The sequence below is a fragment of the Nonomuraea aridisoli genome, from assembly GCF_003236395.1.
In the GTDB taxonomy this organism is placed as follows: Bacteria; Actinomycetota; Actinomycetes; order Streptosporangiales; family Streptosporangiaceae; genus Nonomuraea; species Nonomuraea aridisoli.
In genome coordinates this window covers 1-16,618 of the sequence record NZ_POUD01000213.1, presented here as the reverse complement: position 1 = coordinate 16,618, position 16,618 = coordinate 1, and the positions used below count along the sequence as shown (strand labels likewise).

The 16,618-nt window shown below is 71.7% G+C and carries 18 protein-coding genes and 1 tRNA gene; 10 read left to right on the top strand and 9 right to left on the bottom strand.

Going from position 1 to position 16,618, the window contains the following annotated elements; genetic code table 11:
* Window positions 1-54: 54 nt before the first annotated feature.
* The gene (locus C1J01_RS35230; RefSeq protein WP_220040256.1) at window positions 55-1,056 is read right to left on the bottom strand and encodes an ABC transporter substrate-binding protein; all 1,002 of its coding nucleotides are present in this window, start codon (window positions 1,054-1,056) and stop codon (window positions 55-57) included.
* Between the two features lie 311 nt (window positions 1,057-1,367).
* Here C1J01_RS35230 and C1J01_RS35225 point away from each other — a divergent pair, with 311 nt between their 5' ends.
* Window positions 1,368-3,581 (top strand): alpha-L-arabinofuranosidase C-terminal domain-containing protein, encoded by a 2,214-nt coding sequence (locus C1J01_RS35225; protein ID WP_111183296.1) that lies wholly within the window; start codon window positions 1,368-1,370, stop codon window positions 3,579-3,581.
* A 10-nt stretch (window positions 3,582-3,591) separates the two neighbouring features.
* On the opposite strand, the gene C1J01_RS35220 is transcribed toward C1J01_RS35225, so the two are convergent.
* Window positions 3,592-4,338 carry a metallophosphoesterase gene (locus C1J01_RS35220; RefSeq protein ID WP_111183295.1) on the bottom strand — a complete coding sequence of 249 codons (747 nt, stop codon included), beginning with the start codon at window positions 4,336-4,338 and terminating at the stop codon, window positions 3,592-3,594.
* A 76-nt stretch (window positions 4,339-4,414) separates the two neighbouring features.
* On the opposite strand from C1J01_RS35220, the gene pdxR reads away from it, so the two are divergent.
* The 3 genes from pdxR to C1J01_RS35205 all read left to right on the top strand — a co-directional run bounded on the left by pdxR (window position 4,415) and on the right by C1J01_RS35205 (window position 7,616).
* The gene (gene pdxR, locus C1J01_RS35215) at window positions 4,415-5,845 is read left to right on the top strand and encodes a MocR-like pyridoxine biosynthesis transcription factor PdxR (protein WP_111183294.1); all 1,431 of its coding nucleotides are present in this window, start codon (window positions 4,415-4,417) and stop codon (window positions 5,843-5,845) included.
* Window position 5,846: 1 nt separating this feature from the next.
* Window positions 5,847-6,053, top strand: coding sequence for a DUF4236 domain-containing protein (locus tag C1J01_RS35210; RefSeq protein WP_111183293.1), 207 nt, complete (start codon window positions 5,847-5,849; stop codon window positions 6,051-6,053).
* A 99-nt stretch (window positions 6,054-6,152) separates the two neighbouring features.
* Window positions 6,153-7,616 (top strand): pyridoxal-dependent decarboxylase, encoded by a 1,464-nt coding sequence (locus C1J01_RS35205; protein WP_235854873.1) that lies wholly within the window; start codon window positions 6,153-6,155, stop codon window positions 7,614-7,616.
* A 127-nt stretch (window positions 7,617-7,743) separates the two neighbouring features.
* Here C1J01_RS35205 and C1J01_RS35200 read toward each other — a convergent pair.
* Window positions 7,744-7,816 (bottom strand) — tRNA-Ala (locus C1J01_RS35200).
* A gap of 75 nt (window positions 7,817-7,891) precedes the next feature.
* Between C1J01_RS35200 and C1J01_RS35195 the strand changes: the two genes are divergently transcribed.
* Complete coding sequence (locus C1J01_RS35195) at window positions 7,892-8,782, top strand: RNA polymerase sigma-70 factor (protein ID WP_111183291.1); 891 nt, start codon at window positions 7,892-7,894, stop codon at window positions 8,780-8,782.
* A 6-nt stretch (window positions 8,783-8,788) separates the two neighbouring features.
* On the opposite strand, the gene C1J01_RS35190 is transcribed toward C1J01_RS35195, so the two are convergent.
* The 5 genes from C1J01_RS35190 to C1J01_RS35170 form a co-directional block, all read right to left on the bottom strand.
* The gene (locus C1J01_RS35190; RefSeq protein WP_111183290.1) at window positions 8,789-9,616 is read right to left on the bottom strand and encodes an alanyl-tRNA editing protein; all 828 of its coding nucleotides are present in this window, start codon (window positions 9,614-9,616) and stop codon (window positions 8,789-8,791) included.
* Window positions 9,617-9,628: 12 nt separating this feature from the next.
* On the bottom strand, window positions 9,629-10,843 hold the full coding sequence (locus C1J01_RS35185; protein ID WP_181449132.1) for a CynX/NimT family MFS transporter: 1,215 nt from the start codon (window positions 10,841-10,843) through the stop codon (window positions 9,629-9,631).
* 147 nt (window positions 10,844-10,990) lie between these two features.
* A complete protein-coding gene (locus tag C1J01_RS35180; RefSeq protein ID WP_111183289.1) occupies window positions 10,991-11,620 on the bottom strand; it encodes an SRPBCC family protein in 630 nt (209 codons plus the stop codon).
* A gap of 31 nt (window positions 11,621-11,651) precedes the next feature.
* Window positions 11,652-12,029, bottom strand: coding sequence for a hypothetical protein (locus C1J01_RS35175; RefSeq protein ID WP_111183288.1), 378 nt, complete (start codon window positions 12,027-12,029; stop codon window positions 11,652-11,654).
* Entirely contained in the window at window positions 12,026-12,388 is a 363-nt protein-coding gene (locus C1J01_RS35170) for a hypothetical protein (RefSeq protein WP_111183287.1), read from the bottom strand. The genes C1J01_RS35175 and C1J01_RS35170 overlap by 4 nt, the downstream gene beginning before the upstream one ends.
* A gap of 72 nt (window positions 12,389-12,460) precedes the next feature.
* Here C1J01_RS35170 and C1J01_RS35165 point away from each other — a divergent pair, with 72 nt between their 5' ends.
* On the top strand, window positions 12,461-12,730 hold the full coding sequence (locus C1J01_RS35165) for a hypothetical protein (RefSeq protein ID WP_111183286.1): 270 nt from the start codon (window positions 12,461-12,463) through the stop codon (window positions 12,728-12,730).
* Entirely contained in the window at window positions 12,700-13,194 is a 495-nt protein-coding gene (locus C1J01_RS35160) for a 2-thiouracil desulfurase family protein (RefSeq protein ID WP_111183285.1), read from the top strand. Before C1J01_RS35165 ends, C1J01_RS35160 begins: the two co-directional genes overlap by 31 nt.
* Here C1J01_RS35160 and C1J01_RS35155 read toward each other — a convergent pair.
* Complete coding sequence (locus C1J01_RS35155; RefSeq protein ID WP_111183284.1) at window positions 13,170-13,550, bottom strand: hypothetical protein; 381 nt, start codon at window positions 13,548-13,550, stop codon at window positions 13,170-13,172. The genes C1J01_RS35160 and C1J01_RS35155 overlap by 25 nt on opposite strands.
* A gap of 159 nt (window positions 13,551-13,709) precedes the next feature.
* Between C1J01_RS35155 and C1J01_RS35150 the strand changes: the two genes are divergently transcribed.
* From C1J01_RS35150 to C1J01_RS35140, 3 genes are all read left to right on the top strand, one after another.
* A complete protein-coding gene (locus C1J01_RS35150; RefSeq protein ID WP_181449131.1) occupies window positions 13,710-14,399 on the top strand; it encodes a GAP family protein in 690 nt (229 codons plus the stop codon).
* A 28-nt stretch (window positions 14,400-14,427) separates the two neighbouring features.
* Entirely contained in the window at window positions 14,428-16,224 is a 1,797-nt protein-coding gene (gene nhaA, locus C1J01_RS35145; RefSeq protein ID WP_111183282.1) for a Na+/H+ antiporter NhaA, read from the top strand.
* A 45-nt stretch (window positions 16,225-16,269) separates the two neighbouring features.
* The coding region (locus C1J01_RS35140) for a hypothetical protein (RefSeq protein ID WP_146615835.1) at window positions 16,270-16,618 on the top strand (349 nt) is incomplete at its 3' end.

Here is a 16,618-nt window from a genome sequence, read left to right as displayed (position 1 = left end):
CCTCAGCCCCAACCCCCCGATAGGACCCCAGCCGGAGTACGGGCCGGTGCGGAGTCAGTACTGGCGGGTGGACAGGACCTGCTTGGCCTGCTCCTGCGTGAACGTGGTCTCCTCGGTCACCACCCGAGCCGGCACCTGCTGCCCCGCCACGACCTTCTTGGCCAGGTCCATGAGCTGCGGCCCGAGCAGCGGCGAACACTCCACGATGAAGTTGATCTTCCCGTCGGCGAGCGCCTGCATCCCGTCGCGGACGGCGTCCACAGTGATGATCTTGATGTCCTGACCGGGCACCTTCCCGGCCCCCTCGATGGCCTCGATCGCCCCGAGCCCCATGTCGTCGTTGTGGGCGTAGAGCACGTCGATGTCCGGATGCGCCTTCAGGAACGCCTCCATGACCTCCTTGCCCTTGGCCCGGGTGAAGTCGCCGGTCTGTGAGGCGATGATCTTGAACTTGGGGTCGGCCTGGATGATCTCCTGGAACCCGGCCTTGCGGTCGTTCGCCGGCGCCGAGCCGGTCGTCCCCTGCAGCTCGACGATGTTGACCGTCTCACTGCCGTCCTGGTACTCCTCCACCAGCCACTGCCCGGCCTTCCTGCCCTCCTCCACGAAGTCCGAGCCGAGGAACGTCTTGTACAGGCTCGTGTCGGCGGAGTCCACCGCCCGGTCGGTGAGGATCACGGGGATGTTCGCGTCCTTGGCCTCCTTGAGCACGGTGTCCCAGCCCGACTCGACCACCGGCGAGAAGGCGATGACGTCCACCCGCTGCTGGATGTAGGAGCGGATGGCCTTGATCTGGTTCTCCTGCTTCTGCTGGGCGTCGGAGAACTTGAGCGTGACGCCCGCGCTCTTGGCCGCGTCCTGCACGGACTTGGTGTTCGCGGTACGCCACCCGCTCTCCGCGCCGACCTGCGCGAAGCCCATGGTGATCGCGTCTCCGCCGCCGGAACCGCCGCTGCCGCCGCTGCCGCCGCTGCCACCGCTGCCGGCGTCACCGCATGCCGCCAGGGACATCGCGGTGAGCCCGGCGAGCACCATCGCCGAGATCCTCTTGAACACGTGGGGGGTCCCTTCTCCTGTGAACGCTAACAACCGCCGAGGCGGGCCACCGCCTGCGTCGCGTCCTACGCGTACGGGATGAACGTGTGCTTCTTTCGGCGCCTGGCCTGACTGTGAACGTTAACAACGGGTCTCGTCAAGGGATCCTTCCCGTTACGGCGAAGCCACACAGAACCGTCTTGACGGGCACTTCACTGGTCCGTCCTGTCCCCCGACGACTCCCGCTGGAGCCTGTCGGGCGGCGCGCTCCACCTCGACACGCTGACAGGCGACACCCACCAGGGCCCAACAACGCCAGGAACCTCTTCCTCGTGGACGTCCCCGACGGCGACTTCGAGGCCGTCGTCAAGCTCAGCGCGCCGGTCGCGCTGGACTACCAGAGCGCGGGCCTGCTGGCCTGGCAGGACTGGGACAACTACGTGCGCACCGGGCCGGCGCACGTCGGGTCCGCCGGCGGGCCGGTGATCGAGACGGCCACCGAGGTCGGCGCGGCCTTCACCTCGACGTTCGCCCCCCGGCCCGGCTCCACGGCCGAGATCGTCAAGCTGGCGCGGACCGGCGACGTGTTCGTCTCCTCCTACTGGGACGGCGCGGCGTGGTCGGAGGCGGCCCGGACGACCGCCCGGCTGACGGTCGGACAGGTCGGGCTCTTCGGGCTGTCGGCGCAGAACGGCACCTCCATGCGGGCGACGTTCGACTACTTCGCGATCAAGGCGCCCGAGGGCGAACGGGTCGTGCCCGAGGGGACGTTCACGCTGCGCGCCAGGGCCCTGCCGTACCTGTCGGCCGAGCGCTCGGGGGCGGTGGGGGCCTCGGCGAAGGCGCCGATGGCCGCCCTGGCGTTCACGGCGGAGCCCGCGGGCGACGGCGTACGGCTCAAGGACGCCGCGACCGGCCGCTACCTGCACGCGTCCGACGGGTCCGACCGGGTACGGCTGAGCTCCGCGGCGTCGGTCTTCGAGCTCGTGGACGCCGGCGGCGGCACGGTCACGCTCTCCTCGGGCGGCCGGAACGTCTCGATCAGCGACGGCCGGCTCGTCATGGGCGCGGAGGCGGACAAGTTCCGCGTCGAGGGCTACACCTCGGGCAGGCTCACCGTGGACACCCGGGCGGCGGGCACCAAGGTCGGCCCCCACCTGTACGGCGTCTTCTACGAGGACATCAACCACGCCGCCGACGGCGGCCTCTACGCCGAGCTGGTGCGGAACCGCTCGTTCGAGTTCAACGCGGTCGACTTCGCGGACGCCATCAGGGCCGAGCACCCGGACATCAAGATCATCAGCAACTCGGGGCAGACGTCGCAGGGTGCCTGGTTCGACCGGATGTGGCAGTTCGCCCGTGACCAGAAGGCCGACCTCGTCGACGAGCACTACTACAACAACCCCAACTGGTTCCTGACCAACAACCGCCGCTACGACTCCTACGACCGCGAGGGCCCCAAGGTGTTCGTGGGCGAGTACGCCTCGCAGGGCAACACGTTCTTCAACGCCCTGGCGGAGGCGTCGTACATGACGGGCCTCGAGCGCAACTCCGACGTCGTGGAGCTGGCCTCGTACGCGCCGCTGATGGCCAACGTCGACTACGTGGACTGGACGCCCGATCTCATCTGGTTCGACAACGACGAGGCGTACGGCTCGCCGAGCTACCACGTCCAGCGCCTGTTCTCCACGAACGTGGGCGAACGGGTGGTGCCGAGCACGTTCGAGGGCGAGGCCGGGCCCGTCGAGGACATCACCGGCGCCGTCGGCCTCGGCTCCTGGAACACCGCCGTGCGCTACGACGACGTGAAGGTCACCGCCGCGGACGGCACCGTGCTGCTGGCCGACGACTTCTCCTCGGGCGCCGGCGACTGGACGCCCGGCCTCGGCTCCTGGGCCGTCCAGGACGGCGCGTACGTGCAGACCGCCCAGATCGCGGACGCCCGCTCCACCGCCGGCTCACCCGGCTGGTCGAACTACACGATCGAGGTGACCGCCCGCAAGACCGGCGGCGCGGAGGGCTTCCTGGTGATGTTCGGGGTGCGTGACACCGGCACCTTCTACTGGTGGAACGTCGGCGGCTGGAACAACACCCAGTCGGCCGTCGAGAAGGCCGTCAACGGCGGCAAGTCCTCCATCGCCACCTCGTCCCGCACCGTGCAGACGGGCCGGGACTACCGTCTGAAGATCCAGGTCGACGGCCGTCGCATCACGACCTGGCTGGACGGCGAGCAGGTCGATTCCGTCGTGGACGATTCCCGGGTCGAGCCCCTCTACCAGGTGGTCTCCCGGGACGGGAAGTCCGTCACCCTCAAGGTCGTCAACGCCCAGGACACCGCCGTCCGCGCGAACGTGGACCTCGGCCGCGCCCGCGTCCGCCCCGCCGCCATGGTCACGAGCCTGACCGGCTCCCCCTCCGACACCAACTCCCTGTCCGACCCCGACCGTGTCTCCCCGGTCCGGCACCACCAGACCGGTTTCTCCTCGACCTTCACCTACGACTTCCCGGCCCACTCCGTGACCGTCATCCCCCTCACCGAACGCTGACCGCAACGACCTACGGGACGACGCGGTAGTGGGTGGTGAGGCCCCCGTCCTCGTCCAGCACATGGAACGCGATCAACGGCGGAAGGTCGTAGTCCAGACAGACGTCGAACCCCACGCCGCCCTCCCAGGGCAGTTTGAGCGTGGAGACCACACCCCCGCCCACGAGCAACGGCCGCCCGGCGAACGTGCCGGCAGCGGCCGTGTGGGCATGCCCGACGAGCACGCCCGCCACCTGGGAACGCCCGGCCAGCACCGACTCCAGCCGCTCCGGCCGCAGCAGCCGGATCCCGTCCACGTCCGGGCTGTGCAGCCGCACCGGCGGGTGATGGAAGGCCACGAACACCGGCAGGTCGGTGCCGTCCAGCACCTCCTCCAGCCACCCGAGCGTCTCGTCGTCGAGATGCCCCGCGTCCTCACCCGGAATGGAGGAGTCGCACATCGCGTAGACCGCCCGCTCCGTACGCAGCACCTGGTTGACGGGCCCGTCCCCCGCCTCCTCCCCCAGCAGCACACGACGGAACTCGGCCCGCACGTCATGGTTGCCCGGCCCGACGAGTACGGGGTGCCGCGAGGCCAGCAGCTTGGCCGCGGTCTCGTACTCCTCCGCCAGCCCGTGGTCGGCGATGTCGCCGGTGACGAGGACGGCGTCGAGGTCGTGGGGCAGCGCGTCGAGCATGCGCATCACGGCCTCGGCGCGTCCGACGCTCTCGGGGGTGGCGCCGAGGTGGAGGTCGCTCAGGTGAGCGATCACGATCATGTGAGGTGTCCTTCCTGCTCTCTCAAGCGCCACCCACGCTAGGGCCGGCACCGGACCAGCCGTAAGATCCGGTCCTGTGCCGGAAGATTGGGCCAGTTCGGGAGTGGACCTCCATCTGGAGCTCTCCCCGGAGGGCGGGCGACGGCGGGCGCTGGAGAACGCGCTGCGCCGCGCGATCCGGCACGGCCGCCTCCTGCCGGGCGCCCGGCTGCCCTCGACCCGTTCCCTCGCCGCCGAGCTGCGGCTGTCCCGCGGCACGGTGACGGCGGCGTACGACCAGCTGGTCGCGGAGGGCTACCTGATCACCCGCCCCGGCGCCGCCACCGAAGTGGCCCTCCCGGCCACCACCCCGGCCGAGCCGGCGACGACGCCTCCGGGCGCGGACGGGGAGCCGGTTCATGATCTGCGGCCCGGCCAGCCCGACGTGTCCGCCTTTCCGGCCCGCGCGTGGTTGCGGGCGACGCGGCACGTGCTGGCGACCGCGCCCGCCGGCGTGCTGGGCCCGTGCGACCCGCGTGGCCGGATCGAGCTGCGCACCGCCCTGGCCGGCTACCTGGCCAGGACCCGCGGGGTGCTCGCCGATCCCGAGCTGATCGTGGTCACGACGGGGTTCGTCCAGGCGCTCAACCTCCTCGCCACGGTCGCCGGCGGCCCGGTCGCCATGGAGGACCCGGGCCACGACTTCTACCGCGAGGTGGTCCGCCGCGCCGGGCGCGAGATCGTCCCGCTGCCGGTGGACGAGCTCGGCGCCCGTACCGACCTGCTGACCCCCGAGGTCGCGGCGGCGGTCGTGACGCCCGCGCACCAGTACCCGATGGGCGTTCCCCTGCATCCGCGCCGCCGCCGCGCGCTGCGCGCGTGGGGCGGCCTGGTGGTCGAGGACGACTACGACGGCGAGTTCCGCTACGGCCGGCAGCCCGTCGGCGCGCTCCAGGCCACGGCGCCCGAGCGGGTGGTCTACTGCGGCACCACGTCGGAGTCCCTCGCGCCGGCCCTGCGCCTGGGCTGGATGGCGGTGCCGCCCGCGCTGATCGGCCCGGTCACCGAGGCCAAGCTGTACGCCGACGCGCACACCGAGGTGCTCGGCCAGCTCGTGCTCTCCCGGCTGATCGAGACGCACGACTACGACCGGCACATCCGCGCCGCCCGCCTGCGCTACCGCCGCCGCCGCGAGCTGCTGCGCGCCCGCCTGCGCGAGGCGCTGCCCGGCGCGCGGCTGCCCGGCGTGGCGGCGGGCCTGCGCGCCCTGCTCCTGCTGCCCGGGGACGGCCCGCCGGAGGCGGAGGTGCTGGCCGCCTGCGAGCGCCGCGGCATCGCCGTGCGCCCCGCCTCCCCGCTCTGGCACGAGGCGGGCCACGAGGCGGGCCACGACGGCCTGCTGATCGGGTACGCCGCTCCTTCCGAACGCGCCTACCCGCACGCGCTCGCCGCCCTCGCCGAGACCCTCGCGGGAACCCGGCAGGCCGCACGCTCGTTGTCCGGGTGGAAGCACACGGCGGAGGGGTGACATGGGCTGGCACTACCGCAAGTCAATCAAGGTCGGGCCGTTCCGGATCAATCTGTCTCGGCACGGGGTCGGCCACAGCTTCGGCAACCGGCGCTTCCACGTCTCGACCTATCCCGACGGCCGCCGTCATGTGAGCGTGCGCCTGCCCGGCGGCTTCCACATCGGCAAGACGTTCGGCAAGAGCCGCGGCTACCCGCGCCACTACTGACCTTCGGCGGTCGTTCGACCGCTTGAGATAGACGGGCCGGAGGTGAAAGCCTCCGGCCCGTCCCTTTTCACCCTTTCGGGATGCGGGGAAAGTGGACGGATGAGCCGTCACATGAGCCCCGAGGAGTTCCGCCGCCACGGCAAGCAGGTCGTCGACTGGATCGCCGACTACCTCGCCGGCATCGAGTCCCGTCCCGTGATGTCCCAGGTGGAGCCGGGTGAGATCCGGTGCGCCCTGCCGGAGCGGCCGCCCGAGCACGGCGAGCCGTTCGAGGCCGTCCTGGCGGACGTGGAGCGCGTCCTGCTGCCCGGTGTGACGCACTGGCAGCATCCGGGTTTCTTCGCCTATTTCCCGTCCAACGCCAGCGGCCCGTCCATCCTGGGCGACCTGCTGTCGAGCGGGCTCGGCGTGCAGGGGATGCTCTGGATCACGAGCCCGGCGTGCACGGAGCTGGAGACCGTGGTGGTGGACTGGCTGGCCGACCTGCTGGGCCTGCCCGATCATTTCCGCACCGACGGGCGCGGCGGCGGCGTCATCCAGGACTCCGCGTCGAGCGCCTGCCTGGTGGCGCTGCTCGCGGCGCTGCACCGGGCGAGCGGCGGCCGGGTCGCGTCGGAGGGGATCGACCGCCGCTACACCCTCTACGTGTCGTCCCAGACGCACTCGTCGCTGGAGAAGGCCGCGCGCATCGCGGGCCTGGGGGCGGCGGGCGTACGCGTCGTGGACGTCGACCCGCGCACGCTGGCCATGGACCCCGCGCACCTGCGGACGCTGCTGGAGCGCGACGCGGCGGCGGGCGCCGTGCCGGCGATGGTGTGCGCGACCGTCGGCACGACCTCGACCACGGCCATCGACCCAGTGCCCGCCATCGGTGAGGTGTGCCGGGAGCGCGGGGTCTGGCTGCACGTGGACGCCGCGTACGCCGGGGTCGCGGCGGTCTGCCCCGAGTTCCGGTGGATCAACGACGGCGTGGCCGCGTACGCCGACTCCTACTCCACCAACCCGCACAAATGGCTGCTGACCAACTTCGACTGCACCGCCCTCTGGACGGCCGACCGCGCCCCGCTGCTGGGCGCGCTGTCGATCCTGCCCGACTACCTCAGGAACGCGGCCACCTCGTCCGGCTCGGTGGTGGACTACCGCGACTGGCAGGTGCCGCTGGGCCGCCGCTTCCGCGCGCTGAAGCTGTGGTCGGTCATCCGCTGGTACGGCGCCGAGGGCCTGCGTGCGCACATCCGCGCGGGCGTCGCGCTGGCGCAGAAGCTGGCCTCGTGGATCTCCGCCGATCCCGGCTTCGAGGTGCACGAGCCGCATCCTCTCGGCCTGGTGTGCTTCCGCCCGCTGTGGCCGGGGACGTCCCCGGACGAGGCGGACCGTGCCACGACGCGGCTGATGGACCGGCTCAACGCCGGTGGCTCCCTCTACCTGACGCACACGAAGATCGCCGGCCGCGTGGTGCTGCGCATGGCCGTCGGCGGCGTCGCCACGGAGCACCACCACGTGAAGTCCGCCTGGGACCTGATCCGGGAGGAGCACGCCGCCCTCTCCGCCCGCCCGCGATGACCCGGCGCCCCGGACGGCTGATCCTCGCCCTCGACCCGCACGACGAGGCCGAGCTGTCGCGCTACGACCGGCCGGAGAACGAAGAAGCACCTCACCAGGAGAGGTGAGGTGCCGATGGGACAAGGAGTGGAGCTATGGGGATTCGAACCCCAGACCTCCTCCATGCCATGGAGGCGCGCTACCAACTGCGCCATAGCCCCTTGCGATCAACAAGTGTACAGGGGTTCCGGAGCGCCCGTGTCACGCCGGAGCGTTCGTGATACGTCTTAAGGTTCATGTCGACCTTCGAGGAGCACCGCGGCCTGCTGGTGGGTGTCGCGTACCGGATCCTGGGCAGCGTCTCGGACGCCGAGGACGTCGTCCAGGAGGCGTGGCTGCGCTGGTCGGGGGTGGACGAGTCGGACGTCCACGACCCCAAGGCGTACCTGATCAGGGTGACCACGCGGCTGGCGATCGACCGGCTGCGGTGGGCGAAGTCGCGGCGGGAGTCGTACGTCGGGCCGTGGCTGCCCGAGCCGATCGGCACGGAGCCCGACGTGGCCGAGCACGCCGAGCTGGCCGACTCCGTGGAGCTGGCGCTGCTGGTGGTGCTGGAGACGCTGTCACCGCTGGAGCGGGCCGTGTTCGTGTTGCGGGAGGCGTTCGACCTGCCGTTCGCGGAAATCGGGGAGGTCATCGGCCGGTCGGAGGCGGCCGCCCGGCAGCTCGCCCGGCGGGCGCGCGAGCACGTACGCGACAAGCGGCCGCGCTTCGAGGTCGACCGGGGCGAACGCCGACGGATCACCGAGCGGTTCATCGACGCGGCCGGGGCCGGGGACCTGGACGGGCTGATCCGGTTGCTGGCCGACGACGTGGCGATCGTGAGCGACGGCGGCGGCAAGGCACGCGCGCCGTTGCGCGTCATCACGGGCGCCGCCAACGCCGGCCGCTTCCTGACGTCGATCACCGGGCCGAGGGAGATGGCGCGGTTCATGGCCTCCATCGGCCTGGCGGAGGTCCCGGACGTGGCGTTCGAGGTGGCGGAGGTCAACGGCGGGCCGGCGGTGGTGATCTGGGCCGGCGACCAGGTGATCACGGTGCTGTCGCTGCTGGTGTCGGACGGCAGGATCACCACGATCTACCTGATCGCCAACCCCGACAAACTGGCCCGCCTCTCCCTTGCGTGACGCGGGTCAGCCGCGTGCGCAGGTGGTGCGCATGGTGAGGGCGGCGTCGTCCAGGGTCAGGGCGACCTCGACCCGGCCGAGCTCGGACGTGCGCCCGGCGTGGGTGCCGCCGCACGGGATGGACGCCTCGCCGTCCGGCAGTGAGCAGTGCCATGTGCGGCGGGCCGTCAGCTCCGGTCCCGGGATCTCGACGTGGACCGGCGCGTCCGCGGCCACCCACCTGTCCAGCAGGTCGTTCACCTCCTGGGCGACCTTCGCCGGCTCCAGGTCGTCGGCCGCGAAGCCCTTCTTGCGCAGCGATTTGCCCAGCCGGTAGACGTCGACGCTGCCGTACGGGCTGATCCGCGAGGAGGTGATCGCGGCCTGGTCGAAGTCGGGATGTCCGAGCGCGTCGGTCCGCGTCTCCTTGCGCCAGCGGCCGGCCAGGGCCGCGTTGAGCGCGAGCGCGGCGAGGTGGCAGGCGGTGTGGCCGGCTGACAGGGCCGCCCGGAAGTCCGCGTCGACCTCCAGGTCGACCTCGGCGCCCACGGGCAGCGGCGTCCGCGTCACGTGGACGACGAGCCACTGCCATCCCTCGGCGCCCCGCCGTACCGGGATGGCCTCGCCAATGAGGATCTCTCCGTCGGCCGAGCGGGCTCCGGTCACGCAGTCGACGACCGGCAGACCGCCGATCGTGCCGCGGTCGGCGGGCTGGTCGGGCCAGGTGTGGTCGAGGGGGTGGAACGGCGTCTCGGCGACGACGAGGCCGTGCCGCTCCCCCACCGGCACGGCCCCGACGATCGGGGAGCGGCCGCTGGTGCGGCCGCCGGGGAAGGTGACGAGCGTGGATTCCATCGGGGAATCATCTCAGCGCCGGGCGCGCCGCTCGTCCTCCAGGTAACGGTCGCGGCCCGCGTACAGGCCGGTGACGAGCTGCGCGGCGATCACCACGAAGATCAGCGTGTACGGCAGCGCCCACCCGTCGGTCGAGTCGTGCAGCACGCCCACCAGCAGCGGCCCGGCGCCGGCGATGAGGTAGCCGGTGCTCTGGCCGAACGCCGACAGCGCGGCCGTGGTCTCCGGCGTCCGCGTGCGCAGCCCGAGCATCATCAGCGCCAACGGGAACGACCCCATGCCGACCGCCACGAACGCCACCCAGAGCAGCGCCAGCGAGGAAGGACCGGCCCACAGCCCGGTGAACCCGATCACGTAGAAGACGACCAGTCCCACCACGACCGGCCGCTGGTCGCGGAAGCGCCCGGCCACCGAGGGCACGATCATCGAGACCGGGATGTTCAGCGCGGTGAAGATCCCGACGATCAGACCGGCCTGCGCGCTGCCGTACCCGAGGTCGCCGAGCATGGTGGCGAGCCAGCCGAACATGATGTACGCGATCATCGACTGGGTGCCGAAGTAGATCGCGATCGTCCAGGCCAGCGGGCTGCCCAGCAGGCGGCGCAGCCCTTCGTCCCGGCCGCCGGTGTCCCGCTCCGGCTCACTGCGCAGGAGCGCAAGCCACGGAATGGCGGCGACGGCGGCCAGGGCCGCCCACACCCCGAGGGCGACGTGCCAGTCGCCCGACACCTGCTCGATCGGCACGGTGGCCGCTGCGGCCAGCATCGTGCCCACCGCGAGGGCCGTGGTGTAGACGGTGGTCATGATCCCGGTACGGGCCGGGAAGTGACGCTTGATGAGCGTCGGGATGAGCACGTTGCCGACGGCGCCGCCGGACAGGGCGACCGCGCTGCTCACCAGGAACACCGCGGCCGAGTCGACCAGTACCCTGGCCAGCAGCCCCACGCCCAGCGTGACGAGGGCGAGCAACAGCAGCCGGTGCTCGCCCAGGCGCCGCGCCAGCCCCGGCGTGACCGCCCCGACGCCGGCGAAGGCCAGGACGGGGAGCGTCGTCAGGAGTCCGGTGCCGACGCTCGTCATGCCGAGCGTCCCCGCGATCTGGTCCAGCACCGGCCCGACGCTGGTGACACCGGTACGCAGGTTGAGCGCCGCCAGGACGATCCCCAGCACGACGAGCCAGGCCAGGGAGCCGGTTCTGCCTCGGGACTCTGGGGCCAGCGCGCTCATTCAGGAAATCCTCTACTCATCGAATCATGGGATGAATCACTGCCGTAACAGGCGGGAAACTTAGATTTATTCCGATCCGCTGTCAAATCCCGCCGTACACAGGACGAGACCCCCGCCCACTGGCCGGGGGTCTCGGTGTCACCTGGGTCACACGACAGGTCGCGGGCCCTGCGGCGGCTCGCCGCCCGGAGGCATCGGCCCAGGAGGCGGCAACGTGCCGCCCGGCGGCTGGTCGCCGCCCACAGTGCCTGGGGGAACAGTGCCCGGGGGAACCGTGCCCGGAGGTACAGGCTGGTCGCCGCCGTACGTGGAGCCGCTCTGGTGCGGCCCGGGGACGTCACCCCGCCACGCGCCGGTCTCGCCGCCGCGCGACTCGATGAACTCCTTGAACCGCTTCATGTCCCCGACGACCCGCATGCGGACGAGTTGCAGCCAGTCGGCGGCCGTCTCGGCGAAGCCCTCGGGGTCGTACTCCATCTGGAGCGTCACCCTGGTGGTGCCGTCGTCGATCCGGTGGAACGTCACCACGCCCGACTGACGGGGTTTGTCGAGGCTGCGCCACGAGACCCGCTCGTCCGGGTGCTGCTCGGTGATCTCGGCCTCGAACTCGCGTTTGACGCCGGCGATCTCCGCCACCCACGCCGTACGCGTGTCACTGATCTGCTTGACGGACTCGACGCCTTCCATGAACTCCGGAAAGCTCTCGAACTGCGTCCACTGGTTGTAGGCCACCCTGACGGGGACCCTGACGTCTTCCGAATGCTCGATCGTGCTCATGCGATGAGCCCCTGCCCGGGCGCCGCGGGCGTTAACGCCTGCGCAGCAGCCAGTACAGGCCCACCAGCGGCAGCACGAGCGGGATGAACAGGTAGCCCTCGCCGTAGCCGGACCAGACGGTCGCGTCGGGGAAGGCGGCCGGGTCGAGCAGGCTGAGCGTGCCGACGATCAGCACGCCGGCCAGCTCGACGCCGAGCGCGGCGAGCGCGAGGCGGCGCGCGCCGCGCCAGAGCGCGACGGTGAGCAGGATGTAGACGGCCGCGGCGAACGCCGACAACGAATAGGCCAGTGGCGCCTCGTCGAACCTCATGGCGATCTGCACGCCCGCCCGCGCCCCCGCGGCCAGGGAGAACAGCCCGTAGACCGCGATCAGCGCGCGCCCCGGCCCGGAGCCGATGGGGGCGGTCATGCCATGCCCTGCCAGATCTGCAGCAGCCGGCCGTTCATGACCGCGATCGCGAACCCGGCGACGGCCAGGATCGCCGTGCCCCACCTGCTGCGCTCGGCCAGCGCCAGGAACACCCCGGCGGGCGGGATCAGCACCTGGCCGCCGACGTAGCCGAACAGCGTCACCTTGTCGGCGGGCCCGCCGCCGCCCGCCACCGCCGCGATCACGAAGCCGGCCTGCACCAGCACGGCGAGCTCGAGCACGGCGAAGCCGACCAGCAGCACCATGCCCATCGGCCGGTCGCGGAAGGCGGAGATCAGGCTCGCCAGCATGAGCACGAGCGCGCCGGCGATGACGATCGTGGAGACGATGGTGTTCATCGCCGCCAAGGCTATCGCCCGGGCAGGTCGCCCTCGATTCCGTCCAGCACCCAGCGCAGCCCGCGCTCGAAGTTGTCGTCCGCGCACGCCCTGTTCGATCATGGGCGCCAGCCGGGGCAGCTCGCCGCCGTCGATGAGCTCCCTGATGTACGGATCGGCCATCGCGGCCCGCTCGGCGTCACCGTCTCCGCCGTGCTCGTGCAGGCGTCCACCCGGGCGGGGGCGGCGCAGCCGTTCGCGTACGCGTTCTGGGTGACGGTGGCGCTGACGGCCGTCTCGCTGGTGCCGATCGCGCTCATAGGATCGAAGACGTGCAGACCATCCTCGTCAGCGCCTGCCTGATGGGCCGCAAGGTGCGCTTTGACGGCCGCGCCAAGACGAGCTCCGACGCCTGCCTCGCCCGGTGGCGGGAGGAGGGGCGGCTGGTGTCGTTCTGCCCGGAGGTGTCGGGCGGGCTGCCGGTCCCCCGGCCCGCGGCCGAGATCGAGGGCGGCGCGGGCGGGGCGGCCGTGCTCGACGGCGAGGCCCGCGTGCTGACCGCCGACGGGGCCGACGTGACGGAGGAGTTCCTGGCGGGGGCGCGGGCGGCGCTCGCGGCGGCGCGCTCGCACGGCGCCCGGATGGCGGTGCTGAAGGAGGGCAGCCCGTCGTGCGGCGCGCTGTCCGTCTACGACGGCACGTTCACCGGGCGGCGCGCGCCGGGCCAGGGCGTCACGACGGCGCTGCTCGAACGCCACGGCATCCGCGTCTTCACCGAGGACCGACTCCCCGAGGCCGCCGCCTACCTGCGCACCCTCGAAACGTAGAACGCCCCGGTCAGGCCGCCGGCGAGCAGGGCCGCCGTCGTGCCGTGGTACCACAGGAGCAGCGCGCCGGGCTCACCCGGGCCGAACGCCACCGCGAGGATCCCCAGCGTCACCCCGCCGAGCGCGACGGCGTACCCGTACAGCAGCCCGTCCCAGGCCCATCGGCGATCGGCCAGCGCGCCGTACGCGCCGGTGAGCGCGGCGACGGCGCAGAGCGTCTCGACGACGACGGCGGGCACGATCACCGGCTCGGACACCGGCCCGAGCGCGACCCCGGAGTGCAGCAGCGCGAACGCCGCGAAGGAGAGCGCGCAGACCAGCGCGAGAGCGCCGAGCGCGCGGCGGAGTGCGTCCATGGCCCCACGCTCTCACCGCCGCGGGCTCGGAGCGTCGTCTTCCGGGAGGCCGCCGGTCTACGCCGTGCGCCGTAGACGTCCCTGATGGGAAGAAGGATGTACGCCGGGTTCCGCCCGCCGGAGGAGGCACCTCACCACCCCGATCACGATGATTGCCGTATGACGATCGGACTGCTCCTCGGCCTGGCCGCGCTGGCGCTGGTCGACAGCACCAGCTTCGGCACCCTCGGCATCCCCTTGGTCCTCATGCTGACCATGGACAGGTCGGGGACGCCGCGGCTGTTCCTCTACCTGGCCACCGTGGCGGTCTTCTACTTCCTGGTGGGCGTGGCGCTCATGCTCGGCCTGTCGGCGGCGCTGGAGAGCTTCGGCGACCTGTTGCAGAGCCGTCCGGCGTACATCGTGCAACTCGCCCTCGGGGTGGGGCTGTTCGTGCTGAGCTTCCGGTTCGACCCCAAGCGCCGGGCCAAGCGGGGCAAGCCCGAGCTCCGGTTCCAGCCTCGGGTGGGCGGCCCGGCGACGATGGTGACACTCGGGCTGACCGCCGGGGTGGTGGAGGTGGCGACGATGGTGCCGTACCTCGCGGCGATCGGCCTGATGACCACCTCCGGGCTGACGACGGCGCAGTGGCTGCCCGTGCTGGCGGCGTACGTGCTGGTCATGATCCTGCCGATTCTGGCGATCATGGGGGTGCGGGCGGCGGCCGGCAAGCGGCTGGAGCCGCGGCTGGAGCGGCTGCGTGACTGGCTGACCAAGCACTCGGTGTCGGCCGCGGGATGGGCGCTGGCCATCGTCGGTTTCCTGCTGGCCCGCGACGCGGCGTACTACCTGCTCCTCCAGCCCGCCTAGGATCAGATCTCCGGGGGGGAGATCTGTCATGTTGCGGGCGTTTCTGCGAACGGAGGCCGGCAGCACGAGCGTGCTGCTCGGCGCCACCGTGCTGGCCCTGGTGTGGGCGAACTCGCCATGGGGCCACACGTACGAGGCCTTCTGGCACACGCCCATGGGCATCTCCTTCGGCGACGCCGCCTTCACGCTCGACCTGCGCCACTGGGTCAACGACGGCCTGATGACCGTCTTCTTCTTCCTCATCGGGCTGGAGGTCTCCTACGAGGTCCGGCTCGGGCAGCTGCGCGACCGCCGGCTGGTCGCCGTGCCGGCCGTCGCGGCGTTCGGCGGCATGCTCGTCCCGGCCGGCGTCTACCTGCTGTTCAACGCGGGCGGCCCGGGGGCCGGCGGGTGGGGCGTGCCGATCGCGACCGACACCGCCTTCGTGCTCGGCCTGCTGGCCGTGGTCGGGGCACGCTGCCCCGATCCGCTGCGGGCGTTCCTGCTGACGCTGGCCATCGTGGACGACGTGCTGGCGATCATGATCATCGCGATCTTCTACACCGATCACCTGTCCGTCCCCGCGCTGCTCGTGGCCGCCGCGCTGCTGGCCGCCGTGGTGACCCTGCGGTGGCTGAAGATCTGGCGGGCGCCCGCGTACATCGTGCTCGGGTTCGCCCTGTGGGTGGCCACCCTGCAGAGCGGCATCCACCCGACGCTGATCGGCATCGCGCTCGGCATCCTCGTCTTCGTGTACGCGCCCACCGACCACAAGCTGCTGCTGGCCGGGGAGGCCGTCCAGGAGTTCACCAGCACGCCGAGCGCGCGGGCCGCCCGCGAGGCCGCGCGCCGCGTGCAGCGCGCCGTCTCCGTCAACGAACGGCTCCAGCTGCGCCTGCACCCGTGGAGCAGCTTCGTGATCGTGCCGATCTTCGCCCTGGCCAACGCCGGGGTGCGGCTCGACGGGGAGACCCTGCGGGCGGCGGTCACCTCGCCGGTCGCCATCGGCGTGGCGCTGGGGCTCCTGCTCGGCAAGTTCGTCGGCATCTCGCTGGGCACGTGGCTGCCGCTGCGGCTCAAGTGGGGGATCCTGCCGGGCAACCTCGTGTGGGGGCAGCTGCTGGGCGGGGCCGCGGTGTCCGGGATCGGGTTCACGGTGGCGCTGTTCATCGTCGACCTGGCCTTCGAGGACCCCGTCCTGCACGACCAGGCGAAGATCGGCATCCTGGCCGGGTCACTGCTGTCGGCCGTGCTCGGGTGGGTGATCTTCAAGCTGGCGTGGGACCGCGGCGGCGTCTGCGCGCCGCCCGACGCCGAGCCCGCCGAGGAACTGCCCGACACCCTCTCCGTGCCGGTCGGCCCCGGCGACCACGTGCGCGGCCCCGCGAAGGCCCGGGTGACGATCGTGGAGTACGGCGACTTCGAGTGCCCCTACTGCGGGCGCCTGCACCCGATCCTGGAGGAGATCCTCAGGAAGAACCCCGACGTGCGGCTGGTCTTCCGGCACTTCCCGCTGCGCACCCTGCACCCCCGGGCCGCCCCTGCCGCGATCGTCGCCGAGTCCGCCGCGGACGAGGGCCGCTTCTGGGAGATGCACGACATCCTCTACGACAACCAGCGCTTCCTCACCGACGCCGACCTCGAGCACTTCGCCGCCGAGCTCGCCGTCGACCCCTGGGCGAACGTGCCGCGCCACGTGGAGAGGATCGGGCTCGACGAGACGTCCGGACGCGACAGCGGCGTACGCGGCACCCCGACCCTCTTCCTGAACGGCCGGCGGTACCAGGGCTCGCTCGACCTCGACGCGATCACCCGTGCGGTGGAAGAAGCCCGCCGATCCTCGTAACGTCGTCGTGTCCGCCGTCGTATCCGCTTCCGCTGGAGTCGCTCGATGCCCCCCGCGTCACTCGTCATCTCGATGACCACCCAGATCTTCCTGGCCGTCGTGCTGATCGCCGGAGCCGTCCTGACCGGGCTGCGCAGGCGTGACCACGGCCGGGCGGCGATCCTGGGCATGGCGGGCTGCGTCACCCTCTTGCTGGAGGTGGTGCTCGGCGTCGTGATCCAGCTGATGGTCCCGGCCATGGTCACGACGCTGCGTGAGGGATACGAGCTGGCGTTCGTGCTGATCAACGTGGTCGGCGTGATCCTGAAGGTGACCGGGCTCGGGCTGCTCATCTGGGCCGTCATCGCCCGCCGCACCTCCGCCCGGACGCCCTCCTGGCACCACTCCCCCACCC